Below are 21,297 nucleotides of genomic sequence, written 5' to 3'. Positions count from 1 at the left end.
AAAAGCACTCCTCCCTCCCCGTTGGGTCGGTCGTCGGCCCGCTCGTTCGCGCCGTCGGCGCTCACTCGCGGTCAGTGACTGGGTAACCGCCTGCCCTCCCCCGGGTCGTGCGCCTCTCGCAGTCGCTCGAGGCGCACTCCCGGCCACCGTAGAACGGACGAACGTCGGACTCAATCGCTGCCGACGCGCGTGATGCCCGGCATCTCCGCTTTGGTGTACTGTGGTTGGGGTGCACACTGCGGGTCCGGCAGCCACTTCCGGAGGCTCTCGTTGAACCGCTCGGGGCGCTCACGCGGCGTCCAGTGGCCGCAGTTCTCGATCAGGTCGAGTTCCGAATTCGGAAGCAGGTCCGCCGCGCGGATCGACCATTCGACGGGGACCAGTGGGTCCTGTTTCCCGTGGACGAGCAGCGTCGGGACGGACAGCGACTCGAGGTCGTCGGTGAAGTTCGTCTTGACGCGGCCGCTGAAGGAGAGTTCGTTTTCCTGGAATTCGGTAAACGCCCGTATCGAGCCGGGCTCCATCAGCTTCCGCCGGACGTCCTCGACGAAGGGGTCGGGTAGCGCGTCGGCGTCGGCGACGAGGCTATCGAGGACGCTGCGGACGCTCGCCGTGGTGGTGCTGGCGGCGATCTTTCCGAACTCGGTCATACCGGGGACCTGCGACAGGACTTTCCACTGGAGGGCGTTCGGCAGGCGGGCCCCGAGGCCGTAGCTATCGACGAGTGCGAGCCGGTCGACGCGGTCTTGATTGGCCAGCGCGTAGCCAAGCGCGACGCCCCCGCCCATCGAGATGCCGACCAGCGAAACGCGGTCGAAGGGCAGCGTCTCGAGGAACCCCTCGAGGACGTCGACGTACGTCTCGACGGTGTGGGCCACGTCGCCCGTGCTGTTGCCGTACTCCGGCCAGTCGATGGCGTAGACGCGGTAGTCGTCCGCGAGGGCGTCGATTGCGTGCCGCCACGAGACGGTCGCATCGTCGATGCCGGCACCGTGACAGAGGACGACGGGTGGCCCACTCGTTCCCGCTCGCCGGTAGGCGATCCGACAGTCGCCGATGGTAGCGACGCCGGTTCCGCTCATGATCGAATCACGTCGTCAGTACAATGGCCCGCGCTCGTATGAGGGACCGCATTGCCACTGAAGTTTTTTATCCGTGACGACGGTGAATCCGTGTCGTCCGTTCGTACCGGGCACCTGGTATCCAGTCTTGCTCCACCGATCAACGCCGGTCTCGGTCGTCGTGACCTGCGGGCCCCCATTCCGTCCGAAAAGACACCGTCGACCGACGCTGGGGTGCGACAAACTATCATGATACGCGTCTCTCGCTGGAGCGTGTATATCGGTTTCTATTATCGCACTGGCATCCACCGAGCCTCGCGACGGTTGAATCGCCGCGCGTGCGTCCTCGAGCGGCCGGGTCGAATAATGCGCGCTTGGGCTTTATCGGCGTCGCTGGCGTAGGCACTTCCATGGTCGAAACTGGCGAGACACCGGCGAAGGAAGGCGACGAAGAGGCAATCGAGGAAATTGAGGACCTCAGTTTCGGGCAGACGGTATACGACGAGGACGGTGAGGCGCTCGGGCGCATCCGCGGCTTCGAACAAAGCGGGTTCTTCGTCACCACTCGCGACGGAGCCGAAGGGCTGAGCGTCGATCACGCGCGCTCGGGCCAGGGGTTCGGCGAGGCAGAACTCATGTGGCGCTGCATGGAGTGTGGCGAGATGGGCGACATCGACGGTGGACTCCCCGACGAGTGTCCGAACTGTGGCACCGAGAAGGAGAACCTGATGTACTGGACCGAAGACTAAGTGTTCGTCGGCCGGTTCGCCTCCGTGGCCACCCTATTTCATATCGCACTCATAGGTTTATCTCAAAACGGAGCGTAGCGTCACCCGGTGAGTCACATGGCCGAAGAACGACCGCGATTGGCGTTTGGAACGACTGTCTACACCGAAGACGGCACAGAAATCGGCCGGATCCGTGGCGTCGACGAGAACGGACTTTACGTCACCCTGCAGGACGGACTCGAGGGGCTGAGCGTCGAGCACGTCCGATCGGGCCACGAGTTCGGCGAGGCGGAACTCATGTGGCGCTGCTGGGAGTGTGGCGAAATGGGCCGACTCGATAGCGATATTCCGGACGCGTGTCCGAACTGCGGCGCTGACCGCGAAGAGCTGTACTACTGGACCGAAGACTGAGCACCGAAGACTGAGACGGGCTACTGTCACTGGGTACCGGCGTCCGGCCGCCGACGGCAACCGTTTTTACCGCGCCTGCACACCTCGAGCCATGGACATCGTCGTCTTCGGTGCGGGCAGCCTCGGCAGCCTCCTCGGCGGCCTGCTCGCACGCGACCACGACGTGACTCTCGTCGCACGCGAGGACCACGCCCGCGCCGTCCGCGAATCGGGACTGCGCCTCGAGGGTGCCGTCGACGGCCAGACCCGTGTCACTCCCGCCGCGACGACCGACGGGACGGGACTCGAGGCGGACCTCGCCGTCGTGACGGTCAAGTCGTTCGACACCGCCGCTGCCGCGGCCGCGCTCGCGACGGGCTCGTTCGACGCCGTCCTCTCCCTGCAAAACGGGATGGGGAACGAAGCGACGCTGGCCTCGCGACTCGAGACGCCGGTGCTTGCAGGAACCGCCACGTACGGCGCGATCCGTCGAGAGGCGGGCGTCGTCGCGTGTACGGGCCGCGGCGAGGTCGTCCTCGGCGCTCGGGACGGCGGCCCCTCGGCGCTCGCAGACCAGGTCGGTGCGGCGTTTGCCGCCGCCGGCCTCGAGACGGTCGTCGCCGAGGACATGCCGCGTCGCCTGTGGGAGAAACTCGCGGTCAACGCCGGTATCAACCCCGTAACGGCGCTGACCGCGACCGAGAACGGGGCGGTCCTCGCCAAGCCGGCGAACGACCTCGCGCGCGCGGCGACCCGCGAAACTGCTCGCGTCGCCCGCGCCCGCGATGTCTCCCTCTCGAACCGCGAGGCGCTGGCTGCACTCGAGGCCGTCGCCGAGGCAACCGCGGCGAATACGTCCTCGATGCAACAGGACGTGCTAGCTGACCGGCGCACCGAAATCGACGCGATCAACGGCTACGTCGTCGACCGTGCGGCCGAGGCCGGGCTCGAGTCGCCGACGAATCGGACGCTGGCGGCGCTGATTAAGACGTGGGAGCGCGGCCGGGACCTTCGATAGCGCGTCTCGCTCGAGGGGTCGATGGTGAGGCCGCGACTGACCGAGTAACAACGAAAAACGACAGCGTTGGACCGAACGGGACGACCGAGGCGCTAGAACGGTGCTTCCGGGCCTTCGTCAGCTTCGCCACCGTCGTCGCCGAGGCAACCGCGGCGAATACGTCCTCGATGCAACAGGACGTGCTAGCTGACCGGCGCACCGAAATCGACGCGATCAACGGCTACGTCGTCGACCGTGCGGCCGAGGCCGGGCTCGAGTCGCCGACGAATCGGACGCTGGCGGCGCTGATTAAGACGTGGGAGCGCGGCCGGGACCTTCGATAGCGCGTCTCGCTCGAGGGGTCGATGGTGAGGCCGCGACTGACCGAGTAACAACGAAAAACGACAGCGTTGGACCGAACGGGACGACCGAGGCGCTAGAACGGTGCTTCCGGGCCTTCGTCAGCTTCGCCACCGTCGTCGTCGACGGTCTCACCGGGGAAGGAGGGGCTCATGCCGCCGCCCATGTCGTCGCCACCGTCCATGCCGGTGGAGGCGTTGACCGTCTCGATCTCGGGAATTTCCTTGACCATCCGGCTCTTAATTGCCTGGATCGTCATCGGGGAGATGCCACAGCCGCTGCAGGCACCGCCGAGAGCGATGCTGACTTCGCCGCTCTCGCGATCGATGTCCTGAATTGCGGCGCTACCGCCGTGCATCTGGATCTGTGGGAAGTTGCGTCGCAGGAAGTTCGTCACACGCTCTTCGAGGTCGCCCCCGTCGTTCTGGGTCTCAGTACTCATAGTACTGCCTTGGGTATCGGCCCCCCTAAACCTTCCGTCCGCCACGTTCGGCTGCCGGCGTCGCCCGCCGGCTGCGGTCACCCTCAGACGAAGCCGAAGACGCGCCGCAGTTCGGTCTCGATCTCCTCAATGTGGGTCTCGAGGACGTCTTCGAACTTGGATTCGTCGACGACGACTCCGGAAATCCGCCCGTAGGGGTCGTCGGGGAGTTCGATGCGGAACTCGCCGTCGCCTTCGTAGAAAGGCTCGCTCTCGTTTAGCACCTGCTGGTCGATCGCGTGGACGAGTTGGGAGTCGTAGCGGTCGTTCATCCGGTTGAATGCGTTTTTGTACGCCTGCTGGAGCTCGGGGAAGTAGTTGGCGTACTTGTCCTCGAACTTCTCGGGATCGAAATCGGCCATACCGGAGACAAGCGGTGGCGAGGACAAAAGTCGGACGATCGGCCGCGCTCGTCGCTGATCCGCTCGAGCAGCGGCCTGATCGGCGGTTCGGTGGTCGGACTCGAGACGGATCGCCGGTCAGCGCGACGCTCACATATAAGCGCCCGCACTTGCAAGCGGAACGAACACCCTCGCTCTCGGCGAGAGCGCCGCATATGGCCGTTGATCAGGACCCCATTCCGCGAGAAGCGCTGCCGCCGCGGTGGGGGCTCGCCGAGTACTGCGGCGATCGACTCGTCTATCGTCATAATCGGCCGTCGATCGAACTGATCGCGGACAGCACGCTCGCCGATCGGTCGCACCCGGGACTCGGCCTCTGTCGATGTTGGGAACTGCGCTACCGATATTTCGTGACCGACCAGACGGTCACGCAGTCGATCGGGCGCGTTTCGACGCGTCGGGCCGCGGTCGATGGGCTCCTCGAGTGCATGCGGCGGATCCACGACACCGTCTCGGCGGCCGACGGCCCGATCGAGGTCGGCGAGGTACTCAATGGCGTATCGCTTCGGGACCTCGTTCCGGAGGGGCTGTCACGGCCCGTGGAGTAGCCGCGTCCACCGGCCGATCGCCGTTCAGACGCGGCGTGCGAGGTGTGCCCGAACCGTTCGCTGGCAGTCGCCGCAGATTCCGTACAGCCGTGTCGCGGTCGACAACAGCGGATACCGAACGGAGAGGTCAGCGTAAAGTGATATTACTAGCGACCGGTGGTGCGTTCCGCCGGTCTCGTTCCGGTTCGTCGACTCGGTAAGACAATCTTGTCGCTCGCTCGTGAGCGTCTCGAGCCGATTACGGTAGCGCTCGAGGCGGTCGTGTTTCGCCCGCAGCACGTCGAAGCCACACTGAAGCAGCGACTCGTCGGCCGTCGTCCGCAGCCATGCGACGATCTCGTCGATGTCGTCGATCGCCGTCTCGAGTGCCTGTCGTTCCTCGTCCAGTGCGTCGCAAACCGCCGTCGCCTCGCGTTTTCTGTCGGCGGTCGCCTCGAGGACGGCGCGTTTGAGCGCCGGCGACCAGCCGGTTTCGGCCGCGAGCGCGACGGCGATGTCCTCGGTTAGCTCCGTTGCGATCGCTTCGACGGGGGAGTCGTCGGTCGCGACGTCGGCGGTGCTGTGTTGACGGACCGTCTCGGCGAACGCCTCGCGGACGGTGACGCAGCGATCGTCCGACGTCGACGGTGTCGATCCCGCCACTCCAACCGCCGTCGCCATCGCCGCCGCCGGTGTCCCGGTGGTTCCCCGCCGATATCGGGCCCCTTCGGCAGTGGGTGGTTCGGCCGGCACGTCTCGGACGCGGCGCTCGAACGCCTCGAACGCCGCTGCCCGATCCGTGGCCGCCTCGCGTTCCATCTCGACACGCGTCAGCGCCCGGTGGACGGCCGTGGTATCGCTCACGCGTTCTCACCTTGCGTACAGACCAGACCGCCGCGTTCCGCCTCGTCGCTGGTCAGGACGAACCGCCAGTCTCCGTCCCCGAGAGCGGTCACGTCGGTGATTCCGAACGTCTCGGTCGGCGTCGTCGTCCGCCGCAGGAGATCGATCCCGATCGGCAGGGTCGGGAACCGTCGCTCGTCGCATTCGATGGCGTATCCCCGCAGGGAGACCGTCCAGGAATCCCCGGCACCATCGGACTCGCGGCACACGCCGTATTCGCTCATCAGTGAAAGCGAGTCCAAGTGTGCGAGACTCGCTTTCACCGGATCCGTCGCGGCGTCGACCGGCGGGAGAGTCGCCGCGGCCGCCTTCAGGATCTGCGTCCGCTCGGCCGTATCGAGGTGCCGCTCGAGCTCCGACGCCATCGTCTCGAGCATCACCAGACAGAACGTGTCCCGGTCGGTCGGCGCTTCGGCCGCGGCCAGATACGTGTCCATGATTCCCCGTTCGGCAGCCTCGTGGCCGCGAGACGAGAGCGCCTCGAAGATGGCCCCCGAGACGTCGTGACAGAACTCGATCAGCGGGCTCTCAATCCGTCGATTCTCTGTGTCGACCCGCCCGAACGGCTCGTCGTTCGCGTGCGGTCGATCCGAACTGTCGGTTTCGGTCGCGACCGCGTCATCAGCTGTGCTCGCCGGCGGCTCCTGGCAGACGATGGGATCGTAAAACGGCACCTGCGGATCGTAGCGTCTGAGCGCGGCGCGGTACTGTTCGGTCGCTCGAGCGGCTTCGGCCGCGCCCGTCCGGGTCGCAAACCGGTGACCGGCGACCGGGACGGGCCGTTCGCCCGAGCGCGCGCCGACGACGTAGAACGCCCCGTCGTCGCTGGCCAGCCGCTCGATGTGATCGCGGATCTCTCGGAGTGTCGTTCCGACCATGGTTCCCTCGCGTCGTCCATTCGTTTAGGCTAGCCTAAAATATTATAAGTCCATCGGAACGTCGACCATCTCCCGAATCGTTTTTTCTCTCAACGGCCTACACGCGGCTCGAGGCGGGTTGTTTCCGGATCGACTGCCTGAATTCGGTGTGGGGAGCGGTCCGCGAGTCCCGCACTAATCGGTTTTGCGCCCGTCCTGAGCGTCGATTTGTGCTCGAGCATCGCTACTCGGCGTTCGACTCGCCAAGCGATGACGCTCATCGGATCGGTTTCATATATCGTCATAGGATTCATTCACGCCATTTTCCGAGATCGAACACGGTGACTCCCGCTCGAGCGGTTCGCACAGTGGTCAGGAGTTGTCACCGCCTGTTTCTCAGGTCGGATCCCGGTCGAACCGGTCGCCTCTCGGTGCCCCGCTCCTTTGGACGGCTGCAGGCACTGACACACGACGCCGGCCACTGTATACCGCCGGTCGTGCCGGCGGCCGCCGCTTCCCGGCCACGATACCACTGCGTCACCACCGCCTCCACGGATTCCGGCGAACGGGAGCACTCGAGCGGGTCACTCGGCCCGTCGCCTTTTCGGTATCGGTCGCCGGCGCTGCGCTCGAGTCTTGTCGGCGTTTACTGCCAGCGTCGAGTCGGCAGCCCCGGACGACTCGGATCGGTGCGGAGACATTGGTGTACAGCCGACGCAACTGCGAGCTCGGTGTCCGTCGCTATGGTCGCTGTCTGCCTCTATCGCCGAGGAGTCGCCTCTCATGCTCTCCTCTATCGGTTCTCGGTATCGATCACTTGCCCCGATATACCATATAACGATATATTGAATGCGTCCGGCAGCCTGCCACCGGGCGGCAGCACAGCGTTTATGCGCGCCAACGAGCTATTAGTGGTACACCCCCCGCTGTATCCGACAGTCGCCACCTCCCATGACCACGCAGATTCCGTTTGCGATCGACTTCCACGTTCACTCCGACGACTCCTACGACGGGCACGAACCGATCGAACTCATCCTCGAGCACGCTGCCGATATCGGGCTCGACGGGGTGGTCATCACCGACCACGACGAGATCGACGAGTCCCGCCGGGCTGCCGACCTCGCGCCCGAGTACGGCCTGATCGGCATCCCCGGCGTTGAGGTCTCGACTGAGCACGGCCACCTGTTGGCGATCGGGGTCGAGCGACGTCCCGATCCCGGGCAGCCGTTCATGGAGACCGTCGAGACCGTCCGCGAGTTAGGCGGTGTGGCGATCGTTCCACACCCGTTCCAGCGTAGCCGTCACGGCGTCCGCAAGCGCTGGATCGACGACGCGGACGCGATCGAGACCTACAACTCGATGCTCTTTACCGGCTACCGGAACCGTCGCGCTCGGACCTTCGCGAAGCGACGCGACTACCCCCAGATCGGGGCCAGCGATGCTCACTATCTCCCCAACGTCGGCAAAGCCTACACCGAAGTCCTGGTCACGCCCGACGCGGCAACTCCCACGAAGGCCGACATCGACGGCAACGATCTCATCGAGGCGATCCTCGAGGGACGGACCCAGATCTACGGCAAGCGGACGCCGATTCGCAAGAGCGCCGTCCAGTACGGAAAGGGGGCGGTACGCAAGACGGCGTACGTGTTCACCTCGCGTGCACCGCTGGTGCCGACAGTGCCGGCGTCGATGGATAGATCGACCTAGTGACGACACGGAACTGACCGGCCGATTTTGCCGATTTCGCCGATTTCGCCGTCGTCTCACACTTCGCTGTTGCTCACTGTGGACAGCGCAACACCGCATGCCACCTCGCTCGAGCGGCCGTCAGGAGAGTTGTTCGCCGACGATTTCGTCGGCGCGCTCGACGAACGCCTCCTCTTGCCCTTTCGGGACCGTCGCGCCCGCTGCAACGTCGTGACCGCCGCCGTCGCCGCCGACGGCGCGGGAGGCCTCCCCCATCACGGCCGAGAGGTCGAGTCCCTTGCGGACGAGCGAGTGCGTTCCTCTGGCGGAGACCTTGAGTTCCTCGTCGTTTTTCTCTGCGAAGGCGATGATCGGCTTCGAGCGGCTGATCCCCTGATTTCCCATCGCCATCCCCGCGACGATGCCGACGATGGTCTCACGGATCTCATCGCCCGCGTGGAACCACTGGACGTGCTCCTCCTGGGTCGTCCCCGTCTCGGTGACGAGATCGATCCCGTTTGAGAGATTCCGCCGGTGTTCGTCCAGAAGTTGCCGTGCGCGCTCGAGCGCGCCGTCTCGATCGCCGAGGCAGACGCCCAGTCCCACGTCGGCGCGTTCGTAGCGGGCGGTCGCGTTCAGCAGCGTCGAGAACTCGCTGGCGTCGCGGAGTTCGGTGCCGACGGGCTCTTCGCTCAGCACGTAGGCCGTGCCGACGAGCCCGTCGATCTTCGACGCCGGAACGCCACTCGAGACCGCTTTCCGGACCAGCGCGCTGGCGACGGTCTGCTTTTCCTCGTTCGTCAGGCCGGCCCAGCGCCGCCACTCGCCGTCGCGTTTCAACTCGAGCTCGAGTCCATCGAGAAATCGCAATGCGCCGTTGGCGTCGTTCGAGACGCCGGGGATGTGGACGTCGGTGGCGTACTCGAGCAGTTTGGGCAGTGGCCGGGTCTGTTTCCCGTAGAGCGCGAGGTCCTTGCCCGTCTCGAGGACGCCGGCGTCGACGCCTTCTTCGACGATCTTCGCGTTCGCGCCGTGGAGTTCGCCGCCGGAGGCCTGCATGTCGCCGACGGCCCCGACCACTGCGAGGGCGGCCAGATCGCGGTTGTCGGCGCGGGCCGTCGTCCCCGTGGGTTCCGTAACGGCCCCACCGTCGGTGGCAGCACCTCGAGAACTGCTGGCGACGCCCGCGAGCGCCCGCGCGAGGACGTAGCTCGCGCCGGCACCCGACAGCTCCGACGCGCCGTTGATCCCGAATAACAGCGGATTGAGGTGGTACTCCGTCTCCCGGTCGGCGGGCTGGTGATGGTCCGCGATGACGGGGGTGAAATCGCCCGCATCCTCGCGCTCGCCGATGAGATCGAGCTGGCCGCTCCCGAAGTCGGTAAAGAGGACCGTCTCGTAGTCGGTCGCCGCGATGTCCGCGATCGCGGCCTCGTCGAGCTGTTTCTCGAAGACGGTCTCGAACGGGATTTCGGCCCGCTCGAGCGCTTGTGCGGCGATCGCGGCACTGGTGAGTCCGTCAGCGTCGATGTGAGACGCGAGCAGCACGCGGTCGGCCGCGGACAAGCGCTCGGCGCACGCAGTGGCGCGATCCTCGAGTTCGGGAACCGGCCCTGTCATCGGTGCATCTGTCGATGATGGGTCGCCATCCGGGATAAGTTCCCGGATGCGCGTTCCGGCACCGCCGCTCGAGCTACGCTACTCGTCCCCGACCGCCGCGACCGTCTCTCGAGCGAGCGCCTCGAAGGTCGCTTCCTCGGGTACCACGTCGACCTCGAGTCCGTGCTCGGCGGCGGTCTCTGCCGTCGGCTCGCCGATGACGCCGACGGTCGCGTCCGCGAGCCCCTCGAGAGCCGCTTCTCGAACCCCGTGCTCGGCGGCGGCCGCGAGGAAGTGCTCGACGGTCAGCGACGAAGTGAAGCAGGCGGCGTCGAGCTCGCCGGCGGCGGCCAACGCGGCCGACTCGCCGCTCCCCTCGGGTCGCACCAGCCGGTAGAGGATCGTCTCGTGGACGTACGCGCCAGCCGCCTCGAGTCCCTCGAGCAGGACCGCGCTCCCGTGATCGCTGCGGGCGACTTCGACGCGCGCGCCGTCGACGGCGTCCGAAAGCGCGTCGACGAGGCCGCTCGAGGTGAACTCCTCGGGGACGAGGTCGACCGCGTACCCCTCCGTGCGGAGCGCGTCGGCCGTCGCGGGACCGATCGCGCAGACGGTCTCGTCGCTTGGCTCCCAGCCCGCCTCGGAGACGAGTTCGGCCCCGGTCTTGCTCGTAAAGACGACGTAGTCGGCGTCGGTCCGCGGCGTCGCGTCGGTCGATTCGACGGCGAGCATCGGATCGGGAACGGGCTCGGCACCGAGATCTGCGAGCAGTTCGACGGCGCGCTCGAGGCGGTCGTCGTCGGGGCGGAAGACGGCGGTGGTGGGCGTTTCGCGCATCCGTTACTCCTCGGCCCCCGGTTCGGCGGCGGCCGCGCCGTAGTCGGTTTGCAGGAAGTCCACGACCGACGCGCGCGTGCCGGCCACGTCGCCGATCACCGTCACCGCGGGCGGCGAGATGTCCTCCGCGTCCCGGACGTCGACGATCGTCTCGAGGGTGCCCGTCGCGACCCGTTGGCCGGGCCAGGTGCCACGTTCGACGAGCGCGACCGGCGTCTCGGGTTCCATGCCGGCCTCGCGCAGGGCTTTCGTGTAGTCGGGAAGGCGACCGACGCCCATCAGGACGACGATCGTGCCGCCGGTCGCGGCCAGGGCCTCCCAGTCGACGGCGGATTCCGGCTTCGTGGGGTCCTCGTGGCCCGTGACGAAGGAGACGGAGGAGGCGTGATCGCGGTGGGTAACCGGGATGCCAGCGACCGCGGGCGCGGCGATGGCGGCAGTCACTGCGGGAACGACCTCGAAGGGAACCTCGTGGGCCGCGAGGTACTCGGCCTCCTCGCCGCCGCGGCCGAAGACGAACGAGTCGCCGCCTTTCAGCCGGACGACGGCCTTGCCCTCGCGGGCGAGTTCGACCAGCCGCTCGTTGATCTCCGATTGGGGCGTGCGCTCGCCACCGGCGCGCTTGCCGACGTCCTCGCGGCAATCCTCGGGCAACTGCTCGATGATCTCCGGCCCGGGAAGCTTGTCGTGGAGGACGACATCGGCCGCCTCGAGCAGCCGCTTTGCTTTCACGGTCAACAGCTCGGGGTCGCCGGGGCCGCTGCCGACGAGGTAGACGGTGCCGGGCTCGGCGTCGGTGTCGGGTCCTGCCATGTCGATACTCGCTAGCTACTTCCCCTCGGGCTTATCTTCCTCGGAGACGCCGTCCTCGCGCTCGTCGCCGTCGGTCGCCTCGCGTGCGTCCTCGATCAACTCGGCCGCGCCGCGGTCCGCGAGATCTCGCGCGAACGCGCGGGCGGCCGCGGCGTGGTCTTCGATCGGCAGGTCGCGGCTGCCGGCCACCGACGCCTCGCCGTCGCGGTCGAAGACGCTGACGGTCGCGTGGACGTACTCGCCCTGGACGACCGCGTAGATGCCGACCGGCGCGATACAGCCCCCGCCGAGTTCGGCGAGGATCGCCCGCTCGACGGTCGTCTCGACGCGGCTCCGCGGGTGGTCGATCGCGGTCTGAATCTCCCGGGCGGTCTCGCCGTCGGGCGCGGTCACCGCGAGCGCTCCCTGTCCGGGCGCGGGGACGAACGACTCCGTGGAGAGCTTCTGATAGTCCACGTGGTGGGCGAGCCCGCTGCGCTCGAGGCCGGCCTGTGCGAGGACGATCGCGTCGTACTCCGTTTCGACTTCACGGCTCAGCGCCTGCTTTTCGAGTTCGGACAGCTCGTCGAACCACTCGTCGACGGTGCGGTCGTATTCGGGCTCGAAATCCTCGTTTCCGGTGTTCCCTTTCCGCTCTTTATCGGCCTCCGTCCGCTCCTGATGTTCTGCCTGCAATGCGGGCGCGAGCAGCTTCTCGAGGCGCGTGTCGACGTTCCCCCGGAGCGGCTCGACCGCCAGATCCTCGCGCGTCGACAGCAACTGGGCGCGCCGGCGCAGGCTCGAGGTGCCGACGGTCGCGCCGTCGGGTAGCTCCTCGAGCGTCGACCCGTCGGGCGTGATGAGCGCGTCGCCCGGTCGGCCCCGTTCGGGGACGGCGGCGGTCACGAGTTCGTCGGGCTGTTCGGTCGGCATGTCTTTCATCGAGTGGATCGCGCCGTCGAGGTCGCCCTCGAGGACGCGCTCGTCCAGTTCGCGGACGAACGCCCCCGTTTTCCCGAGGCGGTGGAGCAACTCGTCTCTGATCTGGTCGCCCGTCGTCTCGACGGTGACGAGTTCGACCTCGTACCGGCGGTCCTCCAGAGCCTCCTTCACTAGTGAGGCCTGCCGCCGGGCGAGTGCAGATCCCCTCGTCGCCAGTCGCAACGTCCCGCGCGTTCTCATAGGCGTCAGTCGGTGCCTGGGGTATGAAAAGCGCACGCTTGTCCGACGCACGCAGGTCACGGTCCTCGCTGACGCACTATCCGCGGGCTGGCCGGGCCTCTGGCCGACACTCCCTGCTCAAGAGCATGTGTGATAATACCACACAACTATTCTGCGTGACGTGTTCGGGGTGATATTTATGTACCTAACATGAGGACGTATGCCCGATGACGGACTCACTGTACGAGCGACTCGGCGGCGAGGACGCGATCGCGGCCGTCGTCGACGAGTTCTACGACCGTGTCGTGGCGGATGAACAGGTCGCCGACTACTTCGATGACGTCGATATGCAACGACAGCGCGCTCATCAGGCCCAGTTTATCAGTTCGGTCACTGGCGGTCCGGTCGAGTACACCGGCGCGGAGATGGAAGCGGCCCACGAGGGAATGGGCATCACGCCGTCGGACTTCCGGGCGATCGCGACCCACCTCGACGACGCCCTCGCCGAGTTCGATGTCGACAACGACGACCGCGAGGCCGTCCTCGAGGAGATCGCGAGCTATAAGTCCGATATCGTCACCGCGGCCGACTGAGCTAGGTCCACGACTCGGGCGAGACGTTCCTCCGGGCGAGCGACATGAGCGCGGAGCCACCGGCCCGTCGCGCTCCGCTGGACCGACACCTGCGCTGGTCGTTCCGGTACCGTTCCGTCGAAGTCGCGCTGTTTTCTCACCCTTGCTCCTGGCAGCCGGCTTTCTCCGAGGGTCGTCGAGAGACGGCTCGTCGAACACGGCGCGGTCGGCAGGGCCAGAACTGCTAACAGAACCGAACCAGATTACCGATTATGCGCTGGTCTACGGGCACCGGTCTTTTCGTCGCCGATCGAGTTCCACGGTACGTGATCGGCTTCGCGATCGCGCTGCTGATCGGGTTGATCGGCGAAATCACGGTGTACACCGCGTCCGGAACCGAATTCGTCACCAGTGGGCAGTTTCTGGTCGGCGTTGTCACTACTGTTCCCGCCATCGGTGGGATCGCGTACGGCGGACAGTGGCTTCGGAACGCGGACTTCTCGGCGGATCGCTATTCACGGGTCGTCAGGTGGGTCGTCGGCGGGCTGGTGGTATTCCTGCTTATCAACCTCGCGCTCATCGCCACGATGCCGCCCGAATCGTGGGCGGAGGTCGTGTCGTGGATCAGGTGGGCCGTCGTCCTCGGCGCTGCCACCGGCTTACTGATCGGCTGTCTCGAAGGGAAAGCCATCGAGCGCACGCTGGAGGCAGAACGCGCCTCGCTTCGGGCGACACACCTCGAGGAGCAACGAGAGTACCTCGATTATCTCAACAGCATCCTCCGTCACGAGGTGTTAAACACCGCGACGGTCGTCAACGGCTACGCCTCGCTGCTCTACGAGGAGGCGTCGACCGACCAACAGCGGCGATGGGCCGAGATCGTGATCGACGAGTCCGAGGAGATGTCGACGGTGATCGACGACGTCCGTATTCTGTTGCGATCGGTCGACGGCGAGTGGCGACTCGAGCCGGTCGACGCCTCGCAGGTCCTGACAAACGAAGTGCGGAAACTGGAACACAAGTCGGGCCCCATCGACGTGGAGACGTCGATTCCCGACGACGTCTTCGTCCGCGCGGACGAGCTGCTCGCCCGCGTCTTCGGCAACCTCCTCTCGAACGCGGTCGAACACAACGACGCCGAGACACCTCGCATCGAGATCACGGTTGAGCCCGGCCCAGAGACCGTTCGCTTCGAAATCGCCGACAACGGCCCCGGAATTCCGGACGCAAAGCTTGAGTCGCTCTTCGACCGGACCGAAAGCCACGGGAGCACGCACGGGCTGGGGCTTTATCTGGTCCACCAGTTGGTGTCTCGGTACGGCGGCTCCGTCGAACTCGTCGATACCGGGCCGGAGGGCAGCCGCTTTGCGGTCGAACTCCCGGCGGCCTCGAGCGCCCGGCACGACGCCGAAGACGCGCCGACGACCGCGCTCGTACTACTGTAGACCGGTCGCCTACAGCGCTTCCTTGTACGCCTCGAGCGTCCGCTCGACGTCTTCGTCGGTGTGGCCGTAGCTGACGAACTGACACTCGAACTGGTTCTGTGAGAGGAAGACGTTCTGCTCTTTCATCTGGCTCCAGAAGATGCGCCGCCAGCGCTCGGTCTCGGCGTGTTTCACGTCGGCGGCGTTTTTGGGACTGTAGTCGTAGCGCGGACAGTCCGGATCCTGCCGACAGCCGGCCGGACACTGGTCCTCGAGCGTGTCGGGGCTCGGCCCCTCTCGCGTGAAGATGACCTTGAACATGCTGTCGGTGCCGGTGACGGTGTAGCTGGGGGCCTGGTCGGCGACGATGTCGGTTAGCCCGCGACGCAGCCTGTCGCCTAGCCCGTTGACGTGGTCGTAGACGTCGTTTTCCGCGGCGAACTGCAGGGTCTCGAGGCCGGCGGCCATCGTGACGGGGTGGCCGGAGAAGGTGCCGGCCTGGAAGACGTCGCCGCTGGGGGTGAACTGCTCGATGATCTCGGCGCGACCGCCGATCGCACCGACGGGGAAGCCGCCGCCGATGATCTTGCCGAAGGTGGTCAGGTCGGGCGTGACGCCGAACTCGCTCTGGGCGCAGCCGAGGCCGCCGACGCGGAAGCCGGTGATGACCTCGTCGAAGATCAGCAGGGAGCCGTGCTCGTCGGTGAGCTCCCGGAGGAACTCGTGGTAGCCGTCTTCGGGGTAGACGATGCCGTAGTTGCCCAAGATGGGCTCGGTGAGGACGGCCGCGATGTCGTCGCCGTGTTCCTCGAAGACCTCGCGGACCGCCTCCTCGTCGTTGAACGGTACCGGCAGCGTGTGCTCGGCGAACGACTGGGGGATGCCGGCCGAGGAGGGGCGCGGATTTTCGGCGTCGCCCTCGACCAGCGTCGACTCCTGTGCGCCGTGGTAGCCCCCTTGCATGACGACGATCTTGTTCCGTCCGGTGTACCCCCGCGCGAGGCGGACGGCGGAGGTGGTCGCTTCGGTTCCCGAATTGACGAAGCGGATCTTCTCGACGCTCGGGACGTGCCGGACGACGAACTCCGCGAGATCGACCTCGACTTCGGTCGGCGTGCCGTACATCGGCCCCTCGCTGGCCTTCCGCTGAATCCCCGCCCGCACGGGCTCGGGGAGGTCGTGGCCGAGCAGCAGCGGCCCGAGCCCCATCACCCAGTCGACGTATCGGTTGCCGTCGGCGTCGATCACGTGGCCGCCCTCGCCTTTGCGGACGAAAAACGGATACGGCTCGATCGCCGCTCGCACCGCGGAGTTGACGCCGCCGGGCATCACCGACAGCGCCCGGTCGTACAGCGCTTGCGAGTTGTCTTCGGACATACGCGACTGTTGGGATTCGGACGGGAAAGTAGTACCGAGGTCCGTCGACATCGGCGTCGTTCGGACGCCGAACGTGTACGGCTCGAGTTCAGACGGCGTCGGGACCGGTCTTGCCGGTCCGGACCTGGGTTGCGCCCTCGACGGGGAGGACGAAGATCTTGCCGTCGCCGGGCTCGCCGGTTTCGGCGGCGTCGCGGATGGCATCGACGACCTCTTGGGCCGGGATGTCGGCGACGACACACTCGATTTTGACCTTCTGGTGGAGGTCGACCGTGTACTCCTCGCCGCGCCACTGGCCTTTCTTCGCGGGCTGTGAGCCGCGGCCAGAGACGTTGGTGACGGTCAGCGACGGTGCGCCGGCTTCGGCGAGAGACTGCTTGATCTGGCCGAGGCGGTCGGGGCGGACGATCGCGGTGACCATCTTGATCTCGCCGGCGTTGGGGTCGCCGCCGTCAGAGCGAACCGCTGACGAGGATCGCGACGCATCGAGTCGCTCACCGCCGTCGGTGCGGAGGGCTTCATCGGAGTTACCGCCGTCGGTGGCGACCTCGGGCTCGCCGAACTCGGGGTAGGTGTCGACGCCGTGTTCGGAGACGTCGAGCCCTTCACGCTCGTGCTCGGGCGTGACACGGGCCTGACCGGCGAGCTTGAAGGCGAACCAGATGAGGCCGGTCGCGGCGATCGTCCAGCCGGCGATGACGACGACGCCGATGAGCTGTGCGATGAACACGTCGACTCGGCTGCCGCTAACGCCGCTCATGTATTCGGGTGTGGCCACGACCGGGAGCAACAGCGTCCCGAGGACGCCGGCCGAACCGTGGACCGGGAAGACCGCACAGACGTCGTCGATCTGTAGGTAGTTCTCGACGATGTCGAAGACGATGGGGAGCTGGGCACCGGCGAGGCCGCCGACCAGGAACGCACCCCACCAGCTCGAGGCGTGTGGAATCGCGGTGATCGCGGCCAGGCCGGCCAGCAGACCGTTGGCGACGTACAGGGTATCGACTTTGCCGGTCTTGAGCCAGGCGACGAGTCCGGCACCCATCGCACCGCAGGCCATCGAGACCGTCGTCGTCAGGGCGACGCGACCGAGCTGATCGCCGAGGAACGCGCCCTCGCCGATGATCGCCGAGGTACCGACGTTGAAGCCGTACCAGCCGAAGGCGAGGATCAGCGTCCCGAGCGCGGCGAAGGTCAACGAGTGCCCGGGAATGACGTTTGCGCTCCCGTCGCTGTTGTACCGATCCATGCGCGGACCGAGGATCCACGCGGCGGTGAGACCGGCGATGCCGCCCATCCCGTGGACGATCATCCCGCCGGCGAAGTCGTCGAACAGCACACCGTTGTACGAGAGCAGTTCGCCCGCCCAGGTGAGTCCGGTGACGACGGGGTAGATCACCGCGGCCAGCAGGAAGGTGTAGGTAACGTACGCGCGGAGCTTTGCACGACCGGCGACGGCACCCGAAACGATGGTCGCTGCAGTCATGGCGAAGACCGCACCGTACAGCCAGTCCATCCAGTTGACCGCCTCAGCGTTGTACTGGAACGCGAGACCGTTTCCGGCGACGAGCCCCTCCACGGTGGAACCGATCAGGAAAAACACCGTTACGCCGACCGACCAGGTGAGCAGGTTCTTCGTCAACTGGTTCGCCACGTTTTTCGAGCGGACCTGCCCCGCCTCGAGCATGGCGAAGCCGGCGTGCATGAAGAAGATCAGGAACGTAGCGACCAGAATCCACGTGTAGTTGATCGCCTCGATCAGCATCTCGGCGTCGGCCTGCAGGAGCGTCGGCTCCATCAGTCCTTCACCCCCGTGTAGCCCGCTCTGCCACCACTAGATTGTAGACGTTTGTCCATGTCTGGGACGATCGAACTCATGGTTGTATTCTGAATCACGTCTGAACTCGATGGACTAGCCCAATATAAGGATTAGCGTTGACGTTTGGCTAAAAATATTTGGCTGGTAGGAACGAGCGCACAGATCTAGAGGGGATATAATGTGTACAAGGCAATTCGATCTCACGAATTTTTCGAGCTGTGGTTATATATTCTCTCTTTGTAAGGCTGGAAAAACTCCGGCCGAACGATCTCCCTGCGTACCAGGCCGATAGAGCGCCCTCGAAAGCCGACTACCGCTCGCGCGCGGCAGATGTTGCCACATGTTCGGATCGCGGACGAGCAAATGGCGGTTCGTCAAAATAGTACCGCGTCGTCCGATTCCACCGCTTGCCAGCGTCGACGATGGCGATACCGAGGTGGCTTCTCGGCGCACCGCGGGACCGCACGAACCGACGACCGCCGTCTATCGGCGTCGATCCGCGGTGAGGTGCGCCGCGACGTCCTCCGCGAAGTAGGTCACAATAAGATCCGCTCCTGCACGTTTGATCGAGAGCAGCGACTCGAGGGCTACCTCCTCGAGATCGAGCCACCCCTTTTCGGCGGCGGCCTGTAGCATGGCGTACTCGCCGGAGACGTTGTAGGCGGCGACAGGATGGTCGAACTCCCGGCGGACGGCACCGACGATGTCCAGATACGGCAGGGCGGGTTTGACCATCATCATGTCAGCGCCCTGCTCGGCATCGAGACGGGCCTCCCGCAGGGCTTCGCGGGCGTTCGCGGGATCCATCTGGTAGTGTCGCCGGTTCCCGAAGGCGGGCGCGCCGTCGGCGGCGTCCCGGAACGGACCGTAAAAGGCGCTCTCGTACTTGACCGCGTAGCTCATGATCGGGACGTGTTCGAACCCCTCGCGGTCCAACGCCGATCGGATGACGCCGACCATCCCGTCCATCATCCCGCTCGGCGCGACCATGTCTGCGCCCGCACGAGCGTGAGAGATGACGATCTTTTCTAAGGCCTCAAGCGTCGCGTCGTTGTCCACGGTCAGCGTCGGTTCGCAGGCTGGTCCGTCCGCTTCGACGACGTCCCCGTCGGTTCGTAACTCCTCCTCGAGCGGGCCGCAGTGGCCGTGGTCGGTGTACTCACAGAGACAGACGTCGGTGATGACGTAGGCGTCGGTCTCGCTCGTGATCCGGCGCAGTGCCTCCTGGATAACGCCGTCCTCGGCCCAGGCGCGGCTTCCCTCGGGATCTTTCGACTCCGGAATGCCAAAGAGCATGACCGCTTCGACGCCGGTCTCGAGGACTTCCTTGACGCGGGCGACCGCGTCGTCGATCGGGACCCGCTCGTGGCCAGGCATCGACTCGATCGGGACCCGCTCGTCGGTCGTGGCGTCGACGAACACCGGCGCGATCAGGTCGGCGGGCTCGAGGCTCGTCTCGCTGACGAGCCCACGAACCCGGTCCTGTCGGAGCCGCCGGGGACGATCTGTGAGATCCATATACGAGCATTCGACGGGAGTCGCAAAAGCGCCTCGCTCGCGAACCCGGTCTCGCCGACCGCGCTCTCCCGCTCGCTCGAGGGCACTCATGGCAGTCGCCCGTTGTCATGACTGGAGTACCCGCCCGTGCACTCCGGTCTCACTCGCGACTGCCTTATTGGGCCTGCGTGAAAATGCCGTTCGATGGCAGCACAGTCACGCCGAAAGGGTGCGGCACGGTGTATGGACTGCGGCAGAGCGCTGGCGGTCTGGCTCTCGCCGGACGGGATTCGACCGATCGGCAGCGCCGACGGCTGTCCCTGCGGCGGGACCGCGTTCCGGCCGTTCGAGTAGCCGACTGACGACGGCCGCTCGGTTATGATGCCGTGGCGAGAGCAGGCAGCGTCCTTTCCCGGAGATTGGCTATACACCCGCTATGTCTGACGCCGAGGAGGCGGTCACGGCGCTCGAGGAACTCGGCCTGACGGAGTACGAGGCCCGGTGTTTCGTCGCACTGACTCGGATCTCGAAGGGGACTGCCAAGGAGATCAGCCAGGTCGCGGACGTTCCCCGCTCGCGAGTATACGACACTATCGAGCGACTCGATCGAAAGGGGCTGGTCAGCGTCCAGCAGACCGAGCCCCGCGAGTACAAGGCCGTCTCGGTCGAAACGGCGTGCCGGCGGATCCGCGAGGACTACGATTCCCGGATCAACGCCGCCGAGAACGCCCTCGGCCAGCTCGAGGAGCCGGACTCGCCGGACGACGAGGGAATGTGGGCGATCACCCAGCGCGAACACGTCACCGAGCGCGTCGTCACCTTCCTCGAGGAGGCTGAGGACACCGTCCACTACCTCGTTCCGGCGACCGAGGTTGCGGACCGAGAGATCCTCGCGGCACTCGAGTCGGCTGCCGACCGCGGTGTCGACGTGTGTATCGAAGTTCCAACGGACGACGACCGCGACGACTTCATGGACGCGGTCCCGAGCGCGGACGTCGTTATCGCCTCGGACCTCGAGACGACACACACCGTCAACACCCAGTGGCCGGCCCAGTTGCTCATGGTCGATCAACGATCGATCATTGCGGCCGGGATCAAGGAAAGCGACCTGCCGAACGTGGTCAACGAAATGGCCGTCTGGACCTACGGTCGCGATCACGGCTTCGCCGTCTGGATCCGCGAACTACTCGACAACCGCCTCACTGACCGCGACGGGGACGCTACCCCGAGTCGCTGACCTTTCGCGCGACCGAACCGAAGACGTACTTTTAAGTAAACGTCCCTCGTTTGATCTGTTAGCAATGGCCATAGACCCACAGTTCCACGAGAACCGCGAACAGGTCGACGAACACGAGGGACACGTCGTCTGGGGACCCGTCGACGAACCCGAAGAGCTCGGCATTCACGGCACCCACGTCGCGGTCGATTTCGACCTCTGTATCGCGGACGGGGCCTGTCTCGAGGACTGTCCGGTCGACGTCTTCGAGTGGGTCGACACGCCGGACCACCCCGAGAGCGAAGAGAAGGCGGATCCGGCAAACGAAGCACAGTGTATCGATTGTATGCTCTGTGTCGACGTCTGTCCGGTCGACGCCATCGATGTCGACGCCGGACGAACGGCGTAAAATTACTCGGCGCGGTCGACGTCGACCTTCTCCTTTAAGTTCTCGAGGCCGTCGGCTTCCGCAAGCTCCTGTAGCCGCTCGCGGAAGTGTTCTTCACAGAGGCCGACTTTGAGCCCGTCGGACTCCGCGGCGAAGGCGGCCTCGCGGTCACAGTAGTGACAGTTCATACACGCCTGTAGGGACCAGGGTGCATTGAACCCTCC

General features: G+C 65.9%; 23 protein-coding genes and 1 pseudogene. 11 read left to right on the top strand and 13 right to left on the bottom strand.

What is annotated here, in order from left to right; all coding sequences use genetic code 11:
- Window positions 1-170: 170 nt before the first annotated feature.
- Window positions 171-1,082 carry an alpha/beta fold hydrolase gene (locus ACJ70B_RS08425; RefSeq protein WP_408959951.1) on the bottom strand — a complete coding sequence of 304 codons (912 nt, stop codon included), beginning with the start codon at window positions 1,080-1,082 and terminating at the stop codon, window positions 171-173.
- A 389-nt stretch (window positions 1,083-1,471) separates the two neighbouring features.
- Here ACJ70B_RS08425 and ACJ70B_RS08420 point away from each other — a divergent pair, with 389 nt between their 5' ends.
- The 4 genes and pseudogenes from ACJ70B_RS08420 to ACJ70B_RS08405 all read left to right on the top strand — a co-directional run.
- Complete coding sequence (locus ACJ70B_RS08420) at window positions 1,472-1,810, top strand: hypothetical protein (protein WP_408959950.1); 339 nt, start codon at window positions 1,472-1,474, stop codon at window positions 1,808-1,810.
- A gap of 96 nt (window positions 1,811-1,906) precedes the next feature.
- Window positions 1,907-2,200 (top strand): hypothetical protein, encoded by a 294-nt coding sequence (locus ACJ70B_RS08415; RefSeq protein WP_408959949.1) that lies wholly within the window; start codon window positions 1,907-1,909, stop codon window positions 2,198-2,200.
- A 91-nt stretch (window positions 2,201-2,291) separates the two neighbouring features.
- The gene (locus tag ACJ70B_RS08410) at window positions 2,292-3,197 is read left to right on the top strand and encodes a ketopantoate reductase family protein (protein WP_408959948.1); all 906 of its coding nucleotides are present in this window, start codon (window positions 2,292-2,294) and stop codon (window positions 3,195-3,197) included.
- Window positions 3,198-3,331: 134 nt separating this feature from the next.
- Window positions 3,332-3,520 (top strand): annotated as a pseudogene (locus ACJ70B_RS08405) (ketopantoate reductase family protein); the annotation flags it as partial.
- Between the two features lie 92 nt (window positions 3,521-3,612).
- Here the strand turns inward: ACJ70B_RS08405 and ACJ70B_RS08400 are convergent.
- Both ACJ70B_RS08400 and ACJ70B_RS08395 read right to left on the bottom strand, forming a co-directional pair.
- Window positions 3,613-3,978: a NifU family protein gene (locus tag ACJ70B_RS08400; RefSeq protein ID WP_408959947.1), complete on the bottom strand. Its 366-nt coding sequence runs from the start codon at window positions 3,976-3,978 to the stop codon at window positions 3,613-3,615.
- Between the two features lie 83 nt (window positions 3,979-4,061).
- Complete coding sequence (locus tag ACJ70B_RS08395) at window positions 4,062-4,379, bottom strand: DUF5783 family protein (RefSeq protein WP_408959946.1); 318 nt, start codon at window positions 4,377-4,379, stop codon at window positions 4,062-4,064.
- A gap of 194 nt (window positions 4,380-4,573) precedes the next feature.
- Here ACJ70B_RS08395 and ACJ70B_RS08390 point away from each other — a divergent pair, with 194 nt between their 5' ends.
- The gene (locus ACJ70B_RS08390; protein WP_408959945.1) at window positions 4,574-4,966 is read left to right on the top strand and encodes a hypothetical protein; all 393 of its coding nucleotides are present in this window, start codon (window positions 4,574-4,576) and stop codon (window positions 4,964-4,966) included.
- 24 nt (window positions 4,967-4,990) lie between these two features.
- Here ACJ70B_RS08390 and ACJ70B_RS08385 read toward each other — a convergent pair whose 3' ends face one another.
- Window positions 4,991-5,809, bottom strand: coding sequence for a hypothetical protein (locus tag ACJ70B_RS08385; RefSeq protein ID WP_408959944.1), 819 nt, complete (start codon window positions 5,807-5,809; stop codon window positions 4,991-4,993).
- Complete coding sequence (locus ACJ70B_RS08380; RefSeq protein ID WP_408959943.1) at window positions 5,806-6,726, bottom strand: hypothetical protein; 921 nt, start codon at window positions 6,724-6,726, stop codon at window positions 5,806-5,808. Before ACJ70B_RS08380 ends, ACJ70B_RS08385 begins: the two co-directional genes overlap by 4 nt.
- 930 nt (window positions 6,727-7,656) lie before the next feature.
- On the opposite strand from ACJ70B_RS08380, the gene ACJ70B_RS08375 reads away from it, so the two are divergent.
- Entirely contained in the window at window positions 7,657-8,412 is a 756-nt protein-coding gene (locus ACJ70B_RS08375; RefSeq protein WP_408959942.1) for a PHP-associated domain-containing protein, read from the top strand.
- Between the two features lie 120 nt (window positions 8,413-8,532).
- Here the strand turns inward: ACJ70B_RS08375 and ACJ70B_RS08370 are convergent, their stop codons facing one another.
- The 4 genes from ACJ70B_RS08370 to hemC all read right to left on the bottom strand — a co-directional run bounded on the left by ACJ70B_RS08370 (window position 8,533) and on the right by hemC (window position 12,801).
- Entirely contained in the window at window positions 8,533-10,011 is a 1,479-nt protein-coding gene (locus ACJ70B_RS08370; RefSeq protein ID WP_408959941.1) for a DHH family phosphoesterase, read from the bottom strand.
- A gap of 78 nt (window positions 10,012-10,089) precedes the next feature.
- Entirely contained in the window at window positions 10,090-10,827 is a 738-nt protein-coding gene (locus tag ACJ70B_RS08365) for a uroporphyrinogen-III synthase (protein WP_408959940.1), read from the bottom strand.
- A gap of 3 nt (window positions 10,828-10,830) precedes the next feature.
- Window positions 10,831-11,640: a uroporphyrinogen-III C-methyltransferase gene (cobA, locus tag ACJ70B_RS08360; protein ID WP_408959939.1), complete on the bottom strand. Its 810-nt coding sequence runs from the start codon at window positions 11,638-11,640 to the stop codon at window positions 10,831-10,833.
- Window positions 11,641-11,655: 15 nt separating this feature from the next.
- The gene (gene hemC, locus ACJ70B_RS08355) at window positions 11,656-12,801 is read right to left on the bottom strand and encodes a hydroxymethylbilane synthase (protein ID WP_408959938.1); all 1,146 of its coding nucleotides are present in this window, start codon (window positions 12,799-12,801) and stop codon (window positions 11,656-11,658) included.
- 206 nt (window positions 12,802-13,007) lie between these two features.
- Here hemC and ACJ70B_RS08350 point away from each other — a divergent pair, with 206 nt between their 5' ends.
- Window positions 13,008-13,373 (top strand): group I truncated hemoglobin, encoded by a 366-nt coding sequence (locus ACJ70B_RS08350; protein ID WP_408959937.1) that lies wholly within the window; start codon window positions 13,008-13,010, stop codon window positions 13,371-13,373.
- A gap of 251 nt (window positions 13,374-13,624) precedes the next feature.
- A complete protein-coding gene (locus ACJ70B_RS08345) occupies window positions 13,625-14,797 on the top strand; it encodes a sensor histidine kinase (protein WP_408959936.1) in 1,173 nt (390 codons plus the stop codon).
- 9 nt (window positions 14,798-14,806) lie between these two features.
- Here ACJ70B_RS08345 and ACJ70B_RS08340 read toward each other — a convergent pair whose 3' ends face one another.
- From ACJ70B_RS08340 to hemB, 3 genes are all read right to left on the bottom strand, one after another.
- Window positions 14,807-16,153 (bottom strand): glutamate-1-semialdehyde 2,1-aminomutase, encoded by a 1,347-nt coding sequence (locus ACJ70B_RS08340; RefSeq protein WP_408959935.1) that lies wholly within the window; start codon window positions 16,151-16,153, stop codon window positions 14,807-14,809.
- An 88-nt stretch (window positions 16,154-16,241) separates the two neighbouring features.
- A complete protein-coding gene (locus ACJ70B_RS08335; protein WP_408959934.1) occupies window positions 16,242-17,951 on the bottom strand; it encodes an ammonium transporter in 1,710 nt (569 codons plus the stop codon).
- A 504-nt stretch (window positions 17,952-18,455) separates the two neighbouring features.
- Entirely contained in the window at window positions 18,456-19,490 is a 1,035-nt protein-coding gene (gene hemB, locus ACJ70B_RS08330) for a porphobilinogen synthase (protein WP_408959933.1), read from the bottom strand.
- A gap of 183 nt (window positions 19,491-19,673) precedes the next feature.
- Here hemB and ACJ70B_RS08325 point away from each other — a divergent pair, with 183 nt between their 5' ends.
- The 3 genes from ACJ70B_RS08325 to ACJ70B_RS08315 all read left to right on the top strand — a co-directional run bounded on the left by ACJ70B_RS08325 (window position 19,674) and on the right by ACJ70B_RS08315 (window position 21,094).
- On the top strand, window positions 19,674-19,823 hold the full coding sequence (locus ACJ70B_RS08325; protein ID WP_408959932.1) for a hypothetical protein: 150 nt from the start codon (window positions 19,674-19,676) through the stop codon (window positions 19,821-19,823).
- 82 nt (window positions 19,824-19,905) lie between these two features.
- Window positions 19,906-20,706: a TrmB family transcriptional regulator gene (locus ACJ70B_RS08320; protein ID WP_408959931.1), complete on the top strand. Its 801-nt coding sequence runs from the start codon at window positions 19,906-19,908 to the stop codon at window positions 20,704-20,706.
- Window positions 20,707-20,770: 64 nt separating this feature from the next.
- Window positions 20,771-21,094 (top strand): ferredoxin family protein, encoded by a 324-nt coding sequence (locus ACJ70B_RS08315; protein WP_408959930.1) that lies wholly within the window; start codon window positions 20,771-20,773, stop codon window positions 21,092-21,094.
- 2 nt (window positions 21,095-21,096) lie between these two features.
- Here ACJ70B_RS08315 and ACJ70B_RS08310 read toward each other — a convergent pair whose 3' ends face one another.
- Window positions 21,097-21,261 (bottom strand): DUF6757 family protein, encoded by a 165-nt coding sequence (locus tag ACJ70B_RS08310; protein WP_006110911.1) that lies wholly within the window; start codon window positions 21,259-21,261, stop codon window positions 21,097-21,099.
- Between the last annotated feature and the right edge of the window lie 36 nt (window positions 21,262-21,297).

The organism is Natrinema sp. 74, assembly GCF_046097095.1.
In the GTDB taxonomy this organism is placed as follows: Archaea; Halobacteriota; Halobacteria; order Halobacteriales; family Natrialbaceae; genus Natrinema.
The sequence above is the reverse complement of the archived record's forward strand: the minus strand, read 5'-3'. Positions and strand labels throughout refer to the sequence as shown.